Source organism: Prevotella sp. P4-67, assembly GCF_002251325.1.
Taxonomy (GTDB): domain Bacteria; phylum Bacteroidota; class Bacteroidia; order Bacteroidales; family Bacteroidaceae; genus Prevotella.
Window position 1 is genome coordinate 101,632 of the sequence record NZ_NPJL01000011.1, and the last position, 16,129, is coordinate 117,760.

Annotated in this window: 14 protein-coding genes and 1 tRNA gene; 14 read left to right on the plus strand and 1 reads right to left on the minus strand. The window is 55.0% G+C overall.

Features of this window, described 5'->3' with window-relative positions; translation table 11 throughout:
* Positions 1 to 6: 6 nt before the first annotated feature.
* From CIK92_RS01405 to CIK92_RS01450, 10 genes are all read left to right on the plus strand, one after another.
* Entirely contained in the window at positions 7 to 1,461 is a 1,455-nt protein-coding gene (locus CIK92_RS01405; RefSeq protein ID WP_094387909.1) for a UDP-N-acetylmuramoyl-L-alanyl-D-glutamate--2,6-diaminopimelate ligase, read from the plus strand.
* A 13-nt stretch (positions 1,462 to 1,474) separates the two neighbouring features.
* The gene (gene mraY, locus CIK92_RS01410; RefSeq protein WP_094387277.1) at positions 1,475 to 2,743 is read left to right on the plus strand and encodes a phospho-N-acetylmuramoyl-pentapeptide-transferase; all 1,269 of its coding nucleotides are present in this window, start codon (positions 1,475 to 1,477) and stop codon (positions 2,741 to 2,743) included.
* A gap of 10 nt (positions 2,744 to 2,753) precedes the next feature.
* The gene (murD, locus tag CIK92_RS01415; RefSeq protein WP_094387910.1) at positions 2,754 to 4,085 is read left to right on the plus strand and encodes a UDP-N-acetylmuramoyl-L-alanine--D-glutamate ligase; all 1,332 of its coding nucleotides are present in this window, start codon (positions 2,754 to 2,756) and stop codon (positions 4,083 to 4,085) included.
* An 11-nt stretch (positions 4,086 to 4,096) separates the two neighbouring features.
* The gene (locus tag CIK92_RS01420; protein WP_094387911.1) at positions 4,097 to 5,365 is read left to right on the plus strand and encodes an FtsW/RodA/SpoVE family cell cycle protein; all 1,269 of its coding nucleotides are present in this window, start codon (positions 4,097 to 4,099) and stop codon (positions 5,363 to 5,365) included.
* Between the two features lie 153 nt (positions 5,366 to 5,518).
* On the plus strand, positions 5,519 to 6,631 hold the full coding sequence (murG, locus tag CIK92_RS01425; protein WP_022310666.1) for an undecaprenyldiphospho-muramoylpentapeptide beta-N-acetylglucosaminyltransferase: 1,113 nt from the start codon (positions 5,519 to 5,521) through the stop codon (positions 6,629 to 6,631).
* Between the two features lie 2 nt (positions 6,632 to 6,633).
* A complete protein-coding gene (gene murC / locus CIK92_RS01430) occupies positions 6,634 to 8,007 on the plus strand; it encodes a UDP-N-acetylmuramate--L-alanine ligase (RefSeq protein ID WP_094387912.1) in 1,374 nt (457 codons plus the stop codon).
* A 3-nt stretch (positions 8,008 to 8,010) separates the two neighbouring features.
* A complete protein-coding gene (locus CIK92_RS01435; RefSeq protein ID WP_371593928.1) occupies positions 8,011 to 8,814 on the plus strand; it encodes a cell division protein FtsQ in 804 nt (267 codons plus the stop codon).
* Positions 8,815 to 8,827: 13 nt separating this feature from the next.
* Positions 8,828 to 10,249: a cell division protein FtsA gene (gene ftsA, locus CIK92_RS01440; RefSeq protein ID WP_094387914.1), complete on the plus strand. Its 1,422-nt coding sequence runs from the start codon at positions 8,828 to 8,830 to the stop codon at positions 10,247 to 10,249.
* Positions 10,250 to 10,286: 37 nt separating this feature from the next.
* The gene (gene ftsZ / locus CIK92_RS01445) at positions 10,287 to 11,630 is read left to right on the plus strand and encodes a cell division protein FtsZ (RefSeq protein WP_254045973.1); all 1,344 of its coding nucleotides are present in this window, start codon (positions 10,287 to 10,289) and stop codon (positions 11,628 to 11,630) included.
* Positions 11,631 to 11,648: 18 nt separating this feature from the next.
* Entirely contained in the window at positions 11,649 to 12,098 is a 450-nt protein-coding gene (locus tag CIK92_RS01450) for a GatB/YqeY domain-containing protein (protein ID WP_094387916.1), read from the plus strand.
* 76 nt (positions 12,099 to 12,174) lie between these two features.
* Here the strand turns inward: CIK92_RS01450 and CIK92_RS01455 are convergent, their stop codons facing one another.
* Positions 12,175 to 12,897 (minus strand): DNA repair protein RecO, encoded by a 723-nt coding sequence (locus CIK92_RS01455; RefSeq protein ID WP_094387285.1) that lies wholly within the window; start codon positions 12,895 to 12,897, stop codon positions 12,175 to 12,177.
* Between the two features lie 104 nt (positions 12,898 to 13,001).
* On the opposite strand from CIK92_RS01455, the gene CIK92_RS13625 reads away from it, so the two are divergent.
* The 4 genes from CIK92_RS13625 (at position 13,002) to gyrB (ending at position 16,028) form a co-directional block, all read left to right on the plus strand.
* Positions 13,002 to 13,073 (plus strand) — tRNA-Glu (locus tag CIK92_RS13625).
* A 28-nt stretch (positions 13,074 to 13,101) separates the two neighbouring features.
* Complete coding sequence (rpsT, locus tag CIK92_RS01460) at positions 13,102 to 13,356, plus strand: 30S ribosomal protein S20 (RefSeq protein WP_022310659.1); 255 nt, start codon at positions 13,102 to 13,104, stop codon at positions 13,354 to 13,356.
* A 212-nt stretch (positions 13,357 to 13,568) separates the two neighbouring features.
* On the plus strand, positions 13,569 to 14,018 hold the full coding sequence (locus CIK92_RS01465; protein WP_094387917.1) for a hypothetical protein: 450 nt from the start codon (positions 13,569 to 13,571) through the stop codon (positions 14,016 to 14,018).
* A 39-nt stretch (positions 14,019 to 14,057) separates the two neighbouring features.
* Positions 14,058 to 16,028 carry a DNA topoisomerase (ATP-hydrolyzing) subunit B gene (gene gyrB, locus CIK92_RS01470; RefSeq protein WP_094387287.1) on the plus strand — a complete coding sequence of 657 codons (1,971 nt, stop codon included), beginning with the start codon at positions 14,058 to 14,060 and terminating at the stop codon, positions 16,026 to 16,028.
* Positions 16,029 to 16,129: the final 101 nt, after the last annotated feature.

Consider the following 16,129-nt stretch of genomic DNA (forward strand, 5'->3'; position numbering starts at 1 on the left):
TATATTATGAAGCTACACGAACTTCTCAAGAACATCAAGCCTCTGCAAGTCGCAGGCGACAGCGAGGTTGAGATTACCGGAGTGAACATCGACTCACGCCGCATAACCAAAGGCCACCTCTTTGTGGCCCTGCGTGGCACTCAGGTAGACGGCCACAAGTTTATCGGCAAAGCCATAGACCAGGGCGCCGTGGCCGTACTCTGCGAAGAAATGCCAGACCAACTCTGCGAGGGTGTGACCTATATACAGGTAGACTCGACCGAAGACGCCGTGGGCCGCGTGGCCACCGTCTTCTACGGAGAGCCGTCCAAGAAACTCAAACTGGTGGGCGTGACCGGCACCAATGGCAAAACGACCATCGCCACCTTATTATATAATATGTTCCGTAAGATGGGGCACCGTTGCGGTCTGCTCTCTACCGTCTGCAACTATATCGAGGACGAGGCAATAGCCGCCGACCACACCACACCCGACCCCATAGAGCTCAACGCACTGCTGGCGCGCATGGTAGAGGCTGGCTGCGAATATGCGTTTATGGAATGCTCGTCGCACGCCATCGCCCAGAAGCGCATCGGCGGACTCAAGTTTGTCGGAGGCATATTCACCAACCTCACCCGCGACCATCTGGACTACCACAAGACCTTTGAAAACTACCGCGACGCCAAGAAGGCCTTCTTTGATGGCCTGCCCAAGTCGGCATTTGCCATCACCAACGCCGACGACAAGAACGGCATGGTAATGGTGCAGAACTGCAAGGCCCAGGTGAAGACCTACTCGATACGACAGATGGCAGACTTCAGAGCCCGCATACTGGAGTGCCACTTCGAGGGCATGTATCTGGAGATAGACGGACAGGAAGTGGGCGTGCAGTTTATCGGCAAGTTCAACGTGAGCAACCTGCTCGCCGTCTATGGCGCCGCCCGCATGCTGGGCAAGGACGCCAAAGACATACTGGTGACGATGAGCACGCTGCACAGCGTGAGCGGTCGTCTGGACCCGGTGCGCTCGCCCGAGGGATATACCGCCATCGTGGACTATGCCCACACCCCCGACGCCCTCGCCAATGTGCTCAACGCCATCCACGAAGTGCTCAACAAGAAGGGCCACGTCATCACCGTATGTGGTGCCGGCGGCAACCGCGACAAGGGCAAGCGCCCGCTCATGGCACAGGAAGCCGTGCGCCAGAGCGACAAGGTCATCATCACGAGCGACAACCCCAGATTTGAAGACCCACAGGACATCATCAACGACATGCTGGCGGGCCTCAACTCACAGCAGCGCAAGAACGTGCTGGCCATCACCGACCGCAAGGAAGCCATACGCACCGCCTGCATGATGGCCGAGAAGGGCGACGTGATACTCGTTGCCGGCAAGGGTCATGAGAACTATCAGGAAATCAAGGGCGTAAAGCACCACTTCGATGACAAGGAGGTGCTGCGCGACATCTTCAACAACCAATAAAAGGAGAAGAGCCATGTTGTACTATTTATTCAGATTCTTGGAACAGTTTGGCATCAGCGGGTCGCACATATGGGGCTACATCTCATTCAGGTCGCTGCTGGCGCTCATCCTGTCGCTGGTAATCTCGGCCTGGTTTGGCGAGAAGTTCATCAAATATCTCAAGAGCAAGCAGATAACCGAGACACAGCGCGACGCCTCGATAGACCCGTTTGGCGTAAAGAAGATAGGCGTGCCCTCGATGGGCGGCATCATCATCATCGTCTCTATCCTCATACCGGTATTGCTGCTGGGCCGTCTGCGCAACATCTACCTCATCCTGATGATTATCACCACCGTATGGCTGGGTTTCCTGGGAGGTATGGACGACTTTATCAAGATATTCCACCACAACAAGGAGGGCCTCAAGGGCAAATACAAGATAGTGGGCCAGATAGGTATTGGCCTCATTGTGGGTCTGGTGCTATGGTCTTCGCCCGACGTGAAGATGTATGAGAACCTCTCGATACAGCGCCAGGGGCAGGAGATGGTGGTGAAACACCGCACCGAAGCCAAGAAGTCGCTCAAGACGACCATCCCGTTTGTCAAGGGCCACAACCTGGACTACTCGTACCTCATGTCGTTCTGCGGCAAGTACAAGACGGCGGCAGGATGGATACTCTTTGTCATCATGACCATCCTCGTGGTGACGGCAGTGAGCAACGGTGCCAACCTCAACGACGGCATGGACGGCATGTGTGCCGGCAACTCGGCCATCATTGGCGTGGCGTTGGGCATACTCGCCTATGTGAGTTCGCATATAGAGTTTGCCTCTTACCTGAATATCATGTATATTCCCGACTCGCAGGAACTGGTGGTGTTCATGTGCGCCTTTGTGGGAGCCCTCATCGGTTTCCTCTGGTACAACGCCTATCCCGCCCAGGTCTTCATGGGTGATACCGGCTCGCTCACCATCGGCGGCATCATCGCCGTGTGTGCCATCATCATCCACAAGGAACTGCTGCTGCCCATCCTTTGCGGCATCTTCTTTGTGGAAAGTCTCAGCGTCATCCTGCAGGTGTGGTACTACAAGATGGGCAAACGCCGTGGCGTGAAGCAGCGCATCTTCCGCCGCACACCTATCCACGACAACTTCCGCACACAGGACAGCCAGCTCGACGCCGACTGCCGCTATGTCATCAAGGGCCCGCACACCGTGGTGCATGAATCCAAGATTACCCTGCGCTTCTGGATTGTCACCATCATACTGGCCGCGCTTACCATTATCACATTAAAAATAAGATAGGAACAAGAGAATGAAAAGAATTGTTGTCTTAGGCGCCGCCGAGAGTGGTGTGGGCGCCGCTATCCTGGCTCAGAAAGAGGGCTTCGATGTCTTTGTGTCTGACATGTCGGCCATCAAGGACCACTACAAGGCCATGCTCGACAGCCACGGGATAGAATGGGAAGAAGGACACCATAGCGAAGACAAGATACTCAATGCCAACGAGGTAATAAAGAGCCCCGGCATACCCAAGGAAGCCCCGATGATACAGAAGGTGATGGCTCGCAACATTCCCGTGATAAGCGAGATAGAGTTTGCAGGCAGGTATACCGACGCCCGCATGATCTGCATCACCGGAAGCAACGGCAAGACCACCACCACATCGCTCATCTACCACATCATGGAAAAGGCGGGCTACGACGTGGGGCTGGCTGGCAACATAGGCCACTCCCTGGCTCTGCAGGTGGCAGAGGCTCCGCACGCCTGGTACGTGATAGAGCTGAGCAGCTTCCAACTCGACAACATGTATGACTTCCACGCCGACATCGCCGTGCTGCTCAACATCACCCCCGACCATCTGGACCGCTACGAGTTCAAGTTTGAGAACTATGCCGACGCCAAGATGCGCATCACGCAGAACCAGGTCAAGGCCGACGCCTTCATCTACTGGAACGACGACCCCGTAATCCAGCACGAACTGACCAAGACTGCCGTGGGAGCCACGCTCTACCCCTTCGGACTGGAAAAGAGCGACGCCCTCAAGGGCTATATCACCGACGGAGAGTATGTGCTCACAGCGCCAACACGGCTGGAGATGAAGCAGGAGGAGCTGAGTCTGACTGGCAAACACAATATGTACAACTCTTTGGCAGCAGGACTTGCCACCCATCTGGCTGGCGTCGCCCCCGAGGTGATACGCCAGGGTCTCAGCGACTTCCCCGGCGTGGAGCATCGTCTGGAGAAAGTCTGCCGTCTGCATGGCGTGCAGTATATCAACGACTCCAAGGCCACCAACGTCGATGCCTGCTGGTATGCGCTGGAGAGCATGACCACCCCCACCATACTCATCGTGGGCGGAAAGGACAAGGGCAACGACTACTCTACCCTCACCGACCTGGTGAAGGAGAAGTGTAAGGCTCTGGTCTATCTCGGCGCCGACAACACCAAGCTGCACCAGGCGTTCGACTCACTGGGACTGCCCGTACGCGACACCCACAGCATGAAAGACTGTGTGGCTGCCTGCAACGAGCTTGCCGCCGAGGGCGACACCGTATTGCTGAGTCCCTGCTGCGCCAGCTTCGACCTGTTCAAGAACATGGAAGACCGCGGCGAGCAGTTCAAGCAGTTAGTAAGACAGTCATAACAACAAGATAGATGATAAACAACACCTTAAGCAAACTGTTCAAAGGCGACAAGGTGATATGGATGGTGTTCTTCTTCCTCTGTATCATCAGTATCGTCGAGGTATTTTCTGCCTCGTCGCAGTTGGCGTACAAGGGCGGCAGCTATCTGAGCCCTATGTTCAAGCACATATTCCTGCTGATACTGGGCATATTCTGCATGATTATCACCCTCAACATCCAGTGCCGCTATTTCAAGGTGGCGTTGCCGTTTCTGCTCATAGTGTCGATTATCACGCTCGGCGCCGTGCTGGCTGCTGGGCAGAACATCAATGGCGGCAGCCGCTGGCTCAATATCTTCGGACTGAGTTTCCAGCCATCTGAGATTGCCAAGGGCACCATGGTGCTTGCCACGGCACAGATATACAGTGTATTGCAGACCGACAACGGCGCCGACAAGAACGCCTTCAAGTGGGTAATGGGTCTCTCGATAGCAATATTGGCCCTCATCTGTGGCGAGAACCTCTCGACGGCAGCACTGCTGTTCCTGGTCATCGTCATGATGATGTTCATAGGCCGCACGCCCTACTCCCAGCTGGGCAAGCTGCTGGGAGTGGTCACCCTGCTGGGCGTGGCGGGTATATTCTTCATCATGGCGTTCGGCAAGGACGTCAATGAGGAGAAGAAGCTGCTGGCGGCACACAACGTGACGGTGGTGGGCGACGACAAGGACGGCCTGTTTGAGAAGCGCCCGTGGTTCCTGAAGCGCGCCGACACCTGGAAGACGCGTATAGACAAGTTTATGAACTCCAAGGATATACCCCCAGACTCGGTAGACCTGGACAAGGACGCGCAGGTGTCGTATGCCAATATCGCCATAGCCTCGTCGAACGTGATAGGCAAAGGTCCGGGCAACTCCGAGCAGCGCGACTTCCTGTCGCAGGCGTTCTCTGACTTCATCTACGCCATCATCATCGAGGAGATGGGCATCATAGGAGCCGGAGGTGTGGCATTCCTCTACATCATCCTGCTCTTCAGAACCGCCAAGATAGCCAACCAGTGCGAGAACAACTTCCCCGCATTCCTCGCGATGGGCCTGGCGCTGATGCTGGTGACCCAGGCACTGTTCAACATGTGTGTGGCTGTGGGTCTGGCACCCGTCACGGGTCAGCCGCTACCCCTCATCAGCAAAGGCGGAACCTCGACGGTCATCAACTGCGTCTACATCGGAGTGATACTGAGCATCAGCCGTTCGGCGAAGAAGCGCACGCCGGCTGCCAACGCCCAGCCTGCCGCCGTCTGAGCCCCACGCTACCCCCCGAGATGGGCACCCTCACACTGGGAGTCATCACGGGAGACAAAGAAATCATGGATGAAACCAAAAATATTTGGATAAATCACGCATAAATCAAAATATTTTAGCTATTTTTGCCTGAATAAAGTAACGGAAACGAAAATGGAAGACGAACTGAGAATCATCATCAGTGGAGGAGGTACCGGCGGACACATATTTCCCGCCATCTCGATAGCCAACAGCATCAAGGCCAAGCGCCCCGATGCCAAGATACTCTTTGTGGGTGCACTGGGACGCATGGAGATGCAGCGCGTGCCTGCCGCAGGCTATGAGATAAAGGGCCTGCCTATCTGCGGATTCGACCGCAAGCACCCTCTGCGCAACATTGCCGTACTCTTCAAGATATGGAAGAGCCAGCGCATGGCAAAGAAGATTATCCGCGATTTCCGCCCCATGGCAGCCGTGGGCGTAGGAGGTTATGCCAGCGGTCCCACGCTTAACATGTGTGCCGCCAAGCATATACCCTGCCTCATCCAGGAGCAGAACTCGTATGCCGGAGTGACCAACCGTCTGCTGGCCAAGAAGGCCGAGAAGATATGCGTGGCCTATGAACACATGGACCGCTTCTTCCCCGCCGACAAAATCATACTCACGGGCAACCCCGTGCGCCAGAACCTCATTGAGACCACGCTCAGCCGCGAAGAGGCTATCGAGCGTTTCGGCCTCGACCCCGCCAAGAAGACCATACTGCTCGTGGGCGGCAGCCTCGGTGCCCGCACCATCAACGAGAGCGTGCTCCAGCATCTGGACATGGTCAGAGAGTCGGGCGTGCAGTTCATCTGGCAGACCGGAAAGTACTACAGCGACGCCATCGCCCAACGCCTGAAAGGTGAAGAGCCGATGCCGATGCTCCACGTGACCGACTTCATCAGCGACATGGGTGCCGCCTACAAGGCAGCCGACCTCGTGATAAGCCGAGCCGGCGCCAGCTCCATCAGCGAGTTCTGCCTGATTGGCAAGCCTGTCATCCTGGTGCCCAGCCCCAACGTGGCCGAAGACCACCAGACCCACAACGCCATGGCGCTGGTAAACCGCAACGCCGCCATATTCGTCAAGGACGCCGAGGCTCCCGAGATACTGCTCCAGCGGGCCATCGAGACCGTCAAGGACCAGGACAAACTCGCCTCGCTCCACGACAACATCCTCACATTGGGCGTAGAAAACTCTGCCGACACCATTGCCGACGAGGTAATCAAATTAGCAACAAGACAATAACTATGGAACTGAAAGATATCAAGTCTGTATATTTCGTAGGAGCCGGCGGCATAGGCATGAGTGCCATCGCCCGCTACTTCCTGCACAAGGGCGTGACCGTTGCAGGTTACGACCGCACCCCCTCAGAGCTGACCCGTCAGCTGGAACGTGAAGGTATGGCCATCCACTATGAAGAGAACGCGGACCTAATACCCCAACCGTGTCGCGACACAGCCACCAGTCTGGTCATCTATACTCCCGCCATCCCCGCCGAGCACAAGGAGATGGTCTTTTTCCGTGAGGGCGGCTTCACCATCGAGAAGCGCGCCCAGGTGCTCGGTACCCTCACCCGCACCCACAAGGGCCTGTGCTTTGCCGGAACCCACGGCAAGACCACCACATCCACCATGTGTGCCCACATCATGCACGAGAGCCACGTAGACTGCAACGCCTTCCTCGGAGGAATCTCCAAGAACTATGGCACCAACTACATCCTCAGCGAGAGTGACTACATCGTGATTGAGGCTGACGAGTTTGACCGCAGTTTCCACTGGCTACGCCCCTGGATGAGCGTCATCACAGCCACCGACCCCGACCATCTGGACATCTACGGCACCAAGGAAGCCTATCTCGAGAGCTTCCGCCACTACACCACGCTCATCCAGCCCGGAGGAGCGCTCGTCATCCACACCGGTCTGGAGATGAAGGCCGACGTGCAGGAGGGCGTGAAGGTCTATACCTACAGCCTCAACGAAGGCGACTTCCATGCCGAGAACATCAAGATAGACAATGGCGAAATCAGCTTCGACTTCGTATCGCCCATAGAGCGCGTCGACGGCATCGTGCTGGGCCAGCCCATCCCCATCAATATCGAGAACGGCGTGGCTGCCATGGCTATGGCCCAGCTCAACGGATGTACCCCCGACGAACTGCGTCACGGCATGGCTACCTACGGAGGTGTGGACCGCCGCTTTGACTTCAGGCTGAAGAACAGCCGCCACGTGGTGCTCTCCGACTATGCCCACCACCCCAAAGAGATATTCCAGAGCGCCAAGAGTATGCGCGAGCTGTACAAAGACCGCAAGATTACGGCCATCTTCCAGCCCCATCTCTATACCCGAACCCGCGACTTCTACCGCGACTTCGCCGACGCGCTGAGCCAGCTCGACGAGGTAATACTCACCGAGATTTACCCCGCCCGCGAGCAGCCCATTCCCGGCGTCACCAGCCAGCTCATCTACGACAACCTCAAGCCTGGCGTGGAGAAGGCCATCATCCGCAAGGACGACGTGATAGACTATGTCAAGAGCCGCGACTTCGACGTGCTTATCATCCTGGGCGCCGGCGACCTGGACAACTATACCGACGAGATAGCTCACATCATAGACAACAAGTAAAGAGTGGCAAGACTACGATTCAACTGGAAGAGAGGACTCCTCATCATGGTAGATATCGCCTTGGGCGTGTATCTGTTCATGGCCTTCACCGCGTTCAACAAGTTTGACGACAAGGGACGCAGGTGTACCAAGGTCAACATACAGATTACCGACTCCAAGACCGACGGCTTCATAGGCAGCGACGAAATCAAGGCCCGACTGAAGAAGCAGGGCCTGTTTCCGCTGGGAAAGCCCATCACCCAGATTAGGACACGACAGATAGAGGAAAGCCTCATGGCGAGCCCGTTTGTCAAGACCGCCGAGTGCTACATCACTCAGGACGGACAGGTCAACATAGCCTACAGCCAGTTGATGCCTATCGTGAGAGTCAAGGCCAACAACGGCACCGACTACTACATCGACGACAAGTGCAGCATCATGCCCAACTCCCACTACACCAGCGACCTCATCATCGCCACGGGCAACATCAACCAGTGGTATGCCCGAAACTACATCGCCTATCTTGTCCAGACGCTCATGGCGAGCGACTTCTGGAAGAACCAGATAGTACAAATCAACGTCCTCAGCGACCTCGGCATCGAGCTCGTGCCCAGAGTGGGCAACCATATTATATATATAGGTCAGCTGCCCGAGGCCAAGACACCACGAGAACGACAGAAGCAGATAGCTGACTTCACCCGTCACAAGATGGACCGTCTCAAGAAATTCTACAAGTACGGACTCTCCCAGGCAGGATGGAACCGCTACTCGTACATCAATCTCGAATTTGACAACCAGATTATCTGCAAGAAAAGTAAACAAGAATAAAACAATATAACGTATGGCAAAGGAATTTATAATCGCTATCGAACTGGGCTCGTCCAAGATTACAGGCGTGGCCGGAAAGAAGAACCTTGATGGCAGCATCAGCATCCTCGCCGTAGCGCAAGAAGACTCTTCGGCATGCATCCGCAAGGGAGTAGTCTATAACCACGACCGCACGGTACAGTGTCTGACCAACATCGTCAACAAACTTGAACACTCGCTCAAGTCCAAGATAGCAGGCGTGTATGTATGCGGAGGAGGACAGTCGATACGCAGCGTAAAGAATGTGATTGTCAAAGACCTGGAAGAGGGAGCCATCGTGCGCCAGGACATGATAGACGAACTCATGGACGCCAACCGCAGCATGGATTATCCCGAACAGGAGATTATCGATGCCATCACTCAGGAATACAAGGTTGACAACCAGCTCCAGCTTGACCCCGCAGGCATACAGTGCAAGCATCTGGAAGGCAATTTCCTTAACATATTGTGGCGCAAGAAGTTCTACTACGCCTGCAACGAGTGCTTCAAGAGCGCCGGCATCAACATAGTCGAGATGTATCTCGCACCGCTGGTGCTCGCCGACAGCGTGCTCACCGAGTCGGAGAAGCGCAGCGGATGTATGCTCGTAGACCTGGGCGCCGAGACCACCACCGTGTCGGTATACTACAAGAACATCCTGCGCCATATCGCCGTCATACCACTGGGCAGCAACAATATCACCAAGGACATCGCCTCGCTCCAGATAGACGAGGAAAGGGCTGAAGAGATGAAGCTCGAGTATGGTTGCGCATATACCAACAACGCTGACATCGACAACACGCTCGAACTCGCCGTGGGCGACGGACGCAAGATCGAGAGCCGCCGCTTCATAGAGATTGTAGAGTCGCGCATGGAGGAAATCATCCGCAACGTGTGGTACCAGATGCCCAACGAGTTTTCCGACAAGATGCTGGGCGGCATCATCCTCACCGGCGGCGGTTCCAACATGCGCAACATCGTCGAGGCTTTCCATACCTTCACCCCCATCGAGAAAATTAGAGTTGCCAAGTTTGTCAACGGTGTCATCAATGCCAACCAGCCCGAAATCACCGCTCACGACGGCCGCATGAACACTGTACTGGGACTGCTCGAGCGCGGCAACGAAAACTGCGCCGGCAAAGACTTCAATGACTCGCTCTTCGCCCCTGAAGACGAGGGTTACACCACTACAGAGAAGCCCAAGGAACCCCACCAGCCAGGCAAGGGCATCATACAGACGCCCGAAGAGAAGGCCGCTGCCGAAGAGGCTAAGCGCAAGAAGGAAGAGGAGGAAGAACTGAAGCGGCAGAGAGAGGCTGAAGAGGAACGCAAGAAGGAGCGCGAGAACAGTTTCTGGCACCGCAACAAGACCAAACTCAAGAACTTCTTCTCACAGATTATCACAGAGGAAGAATAAGCAATCGTAATTCACACCACAATCAAGCATGACTATCATGGATAAAGACAACAATACAACCAACGGCACCCTGCCTATCTTTGAAGTTCCCGAGAAGGTCAACATCATCAAGGTCATCGGCGTGGGCGGTGGTGGCGGCAATGCCGTAAACCACATGTACAGAGAGGGCATACACGACGTGAGCTTCGTGCTGTGCAACACCGACGCACAGGCGCTCAACGCTTCGCCCGTACCCGTACACATCCAGCTGGGCAAGGAAGGACTCGGCGCGGGCAACGTGCCCGAGAAGGCGCGTAAAGCCGCAGAAGAAACCCTGGACGACATCAAGGCCATGCTCGACGACGGCACCAAGATGACATTCATCACCGCCGGAATGGGCGGAGGTACCGGCACCGGAGCAGCGCCCGTCATAGCAAAGGCGAGCAAGGACATGGGCATCCTCACCGTGGGCATCGTCACCATACCCTTTTTATGGGAAGGCGAAAAGAAAATCAACAAAGCCCTCGACGGTGTAGAGGAACTGGCAAAGAACGTAGACGCACTGCTGGTCATCAACAATGAGCGTCTGCGCGAGGTATATGCAGACCTGTCGGTGCTCAACGCCTTCGGAAAGGCCGACGACACGCTGAGCGTGGCTGCCAAGAGCATCGCCGAAATCATTACCAGCCGAGGCATCGTCAACCTCGACTTCAACGACGTGCGCACCGTGCTCGAAGACGGCGGCGTGGCCATCATGAGTACCGGTTACGGTGAGGGCGAGGGCCGTCTGCGCAAAGCCATCGAGAGCGCGCTTCACTCGCCGCTACTCAACAACAACGACATCTACAATTCCAAGAAGATTCTGCTCAGTATCACCTTCGCCGCAGACAAAGCCAATAACGAGGGACTGCGTATGGAGGAGATGAACGAAGTCAATGAGTTCATGTCGCACTTCAACTGTGACTATCAGTCCAAGTGGGGCATATTCCTCGACCCCAATCTGGGTGAGAAGGTCAAGGTTACCATCCTCGCCACCGGTTTCGGCATCAAGAATATCGACGGCATGCAGGAACACCAGACCAAGAAATACACCCAGGAAGAGGCAGACAATATGGCCAAGAAAGCCGAAGCCGACGCCCAGAAGAAGGCACGCATGGGCGTGTACTACGGCAGCGGCGAGAAGACCATGGAGTACAAGCGCCGTCCACACATCTTCCTCTTTTCGCCCGAATACCTTGACAACGAGGACGTGATACTCGCCATCGAGAACACGCCCACTTACAAGCGCTCCAAGAACATGATAGACGAGATAACCCGTCAGGCATCGGGACACACCGAGAGTAAACCTGCCGATGACGGCGGCAACGACGGCACTGCCAACTCCATCATTTCATTCGTATAACCATTGAAACTAAACATTATGGATTTGTTTGAACAAGTAAGCAACGATATCAAGGAAGCCATGAAGGCCCGCGACAAGGTGCGCCTCATGACCCTCCGCAACATCAAGAAAGTATTTCTCGAGGCCAAGACCGCCCCGGGAGCCAACGACACACTCGACGATGCCGCCGCGCTCAAGATACTGCAGAAGCTGGCCAAGCAGGGCCGCGAGACAGCAGCCACCTACACAGCCAACGGTCGCGCCGACCTGGCTGAAGAAGAGTTGGCCCAGGCCGCCGTCATCGAGAGCTATCTGCCCAAGCAGCTCAGCGCCACAGAGATAGAAGAGATCGTCAAGGGCATCATAGCCGAGACCGGAGCCTCATCGATGAAGGATATGGGGCGCGTCATGGGCATCGCCACCAAGCAGTTGGCAGGCAAGGCCGACGGCGGAGCAGTCTCGCAGATTGTAAAGCGACTGCTGGCATAGGCAGCCGTTACACCTTATTATATATATAGCATCCCGACACGTTATGGACAACTGGCCATAGCGTGTCGGGATGTTTCTATTGGAACAGTTGGCGCAGAATGGCCACAGACTTGAGCTCGGGAAAAGAGGGCAGATGCAGACGGTAATAGTCCATCAGAGCGTCGAGACAGCAGTTGCGCTCGTCGCGGTTCATCGGCATCGCAACACCTTCAAAACCACCGCGAAGGAAGAGAGCTATACGCCGCGCCACCTCGGGCTGAGCCACATCCTGATGGGCTGGGCGAAGCAGAGTGAAGCATCCCTCGCGCAGGTCGAGCCAGCTGCCGGCGGCATAGGTTTCCTCGTCGGGCGCAATGCCCACCAGGCGCGTGAGCATGGTCATAAACACGAGGTGGAAGTTGGCAGTATGCTCGCCATCGAGCTCCAACACATCTATCGAAGCGTCAACAAACTCAAAGAGTTGCCGGTTTTCGTGCTCGTGGCGGGCTACGGTGGTGAGCAGTTCGACCACAAAGAGCGCTACGGGCAGCTTGACCGCATCTTCGTACATGTAGGTGGCCATCGTGCTGAACCTTACATCCGTCAGGAGTTGCAACCGGCGGTTGGGTCGCATGTCATAGGCTATCTCCAACCTCGAAAGCGGGATAAAATACTGCCGCTTCAACTTGCCGCGCTTGGTCGCCGGAACCGTCACCGCAAACGACTGGTAGCCGTAGTCTGCCGTGAACATCTCCACCACCATCTTGCGGTCAGCATAGGGATTGGTTTTGAGTACTATTGCGTTTGTTTTGACCATCATAGACTACAAAAGTAATAAAAAACAGCCTTTTATAGAAAATTCTTTGAAGAAAATTTGCACATTTCGTTAAAAGTATCTACCTTTGCATCCGCTAATAGACAGATGGTCCCTTCGTCTATCGGTTAGGACGAGAGATTTTCATTCTCTAAAGAGGAGTTCGACTCTCCTAGGGACTACAAATAATAAAAAAGAAAGTATAATAAGATGGCAAATCACAAATCATCACTGAAGAGAATTCGTCAGACAAAGACAAAGACTTTGCACAACAAATATTATGCAAAGACTATGCGCAACGCCGTACGTAAGTTGCGCGCAATGACAGACAAGGAAGAGGCTGTTAAGCTGTACCCCGTAGTACAGGCCATGTTGGACAAGCTCACAAAGACCAACATCATCCACAAGAACAAGGCTGCGAACCTGAAGTCAAGCCTCGCTCTCCACATCAGCAAGCTGGGATAATTAACAAAACAATATATCCTACCCCAAAGAGACCACTACCACAAGTAGTGGTCTCTTTGGTTATATGCCTCGAGGGCAGAGAGCGGCACGCTGTCGCCGGTGACAGAGCAAAGCCAAATCGCCTACAACGCACTGATTTGCAATCGCGCAGACCGTCATCATCAGTTCTGGACACAGATAGTAAACCAGCAGTCGCATTCCCCACAGCGGCAATGATGACGGAGCAGACCAATAAGTTGAGAGCAAAGCCGGAAATGACTATTGCAAAGTTGGAAATACTCACGGCAAACCCTGAAATAACCGATGCAAACCTTGAGAAGAACTTTACCGCCACAGAGATGACTATGACGGCAAGGGTGATGGTTTCGGTCATACGCACAATGGTTTCGGTCATACGCACAATGGCCGGGACGGAGCACGGGGGCGTCGCCACGCTGGTGCACCACACCAGCACCGTTACAACCGGCGGACGCGAGTCTATGCGACTGCGCCTCAACAAGGCGAAAGCGGGTACCACAAAGCCCCACACACCGCATACGACAGTCTCTGCGGAGGCAGACTGGGTGAGCAAACAGTTAAACTTTTATAACGTCGGGGCAAAGGGAGTTTCTGATGGAAACAGAGGTCAAAATAACGGGGCAAATGTTTCGCTATGTCAATGAATTTTACTATCTTTGCAATCAAACTTGTACCATACTGAAATGGAAGATAATCATAACATAGAAAGCAACTATTCGGCGAGTAACATTCAGGTACTCGAAGGCTTGGAGGCAGTGCGCAAGCGCCCTGCCATGTACATCGGCGATATTAGCGAAAAGGGTCTGCATCACCTGATTAACGAGACGGTAGACAACTCTATCGACGAGGCGATGGCAGGCTACTGCACAGATATAGAAGTGACCATCAACGAGGACAACTCGGTAACGGTGGAAGACAACGGCCGCGGTATCCCCGTGGATATGCATGAGAAACTGCACAAATCGGCTCTGGAGGTGGTTATGACCGTGCTCCACGCCGGTGGTAAGTTTGACAAGGGTTCGTATAAGGTCAGCGGTGGTCTCCACGGTGTGGGCGTAAGCTGTGTCAACGCCCTGTCGAGCCACATGATGTCGCAGGTGTTCCGCAACGGAAAAATCTATCAACAGGAATATGAGAAGGGCAAGCCTCTCTACCCCGTCAAGGTAGTGGGCGAGACCGACAAGCGCGGTACACGCCAGCAGTTCTGGCCCGATGGCAGCATCTTCACCACCACCACATTCCAGTGGGACATCGTGGCTCGCCGTATGCGCGAGCTGGCATTCCTCAACGCCGGCATCCGCATCACCCTCACCGATGCGCGCCCCGACGCCGAGGGCAAGACCCGTCAGGAGGTCTTCCATGCCAAGGACGGTCTGAAGGAGTTTGTGCGCTACGTAGACCGTCACCGCGCCCACCTCTTCGACGACGTCATCTATCTCAAGACCGAGAAGCAGGGCATCCCTATCGAGGTGGCTATCATGTACAACACCGACTATTCGGAGAACATCCACTCTTATGTCAACAATATCAACACCATAGAGGGCGGTACCCACCTCACCGGTTTCCGTACGGCTCTCACCCGTGTGCTCAAGGCTTATGCCGACAACGAGCCCACCATCTCCAAGCAGATTGAAAAGGCCAAGATAGAGATTGCCGGCGAAGACTTCCGCGAGGGACTTACCGCCGTGATTTCCATCAAGGTAGCCGAGCCACAGTTTGAGGGTCAGACCAAGACCAAGCTGGGCAACTCTGAGGTGGCTGGTGCCGTGCAGCAGGCTGTGGGTGAAGCGCTCAACGACTATCTCGAAGAGCATCCCGTCGAGGCCAAGCGCATCTGCGAGAAGGTGGTACTGGCTGCCACCGCACGTATCGCCGCCCGCAAGGCCCGCGAAAGCGTGCAGCGCAAGAACGTGATGAGCGGCGGCGGTCTGCCCGGCAAGTTGGCCGACTGCTCCAACAAGGACCCCAAGGAGTGTGAGATATTCCTCGTCGAGGGTGACTCTGCCGGTGGTTCTGCCAAGCAGGGCCGCGACCGTTTCCGCCAGGCCATCCTGCCGCTGAGAGGTAAAATCCTCAACGTAGAGAAAGTGCAGTGGCACCGTGTCTTTGAGGCTGAGTCGGTAATGAACATCATCCAGAGTATCGGCGTGCGTTTCGGCGTCGAAGGCGAGGACGACCGCGAGGCCAACATCGACAAGCTGCGCTACGACAAGATTATCATCATGACCGATGCCGATGTCGATGGTTCTCACATCGACACCCTCATCATGACGCTCTTCTACCGCTTCATGCCCAAGGTCATCGAAGACGGCCACCTGTATATCGCCACGCCTCCCCTCTACCGTTGCTCGTACAAGGACAAGAGCGAATACTGTTATACCGAACAACAACGCCTACAGTTTATCGAGAAATATGCTGGCGGAAACGATTCCGACAAAGCCCTTCACACCCAGCGTTACAAGGGTCTTGGTGAGATGAACCCCGAGCAGCTGTGGGAAACCACTATGAATCCTGAAAGTCGATTGCTCAAACAAGTGACTATAGAGAATGCCGCCGACGCCGACGAAATTTTCTCTATGCTTATGGGCGATGACGTAGAACCACGCCGTATCTTCATCGAAGAGAACGCTACCTACGCCAATATCGACGCTTAAACAAAATGTCAATTACCTAAAAAAGGCACGCCTCTTATGACAAGAGGTGTGCCTTCTTTTTTGCTGGTCACGACGATGGCCATATCCGCCACGAAGATAGT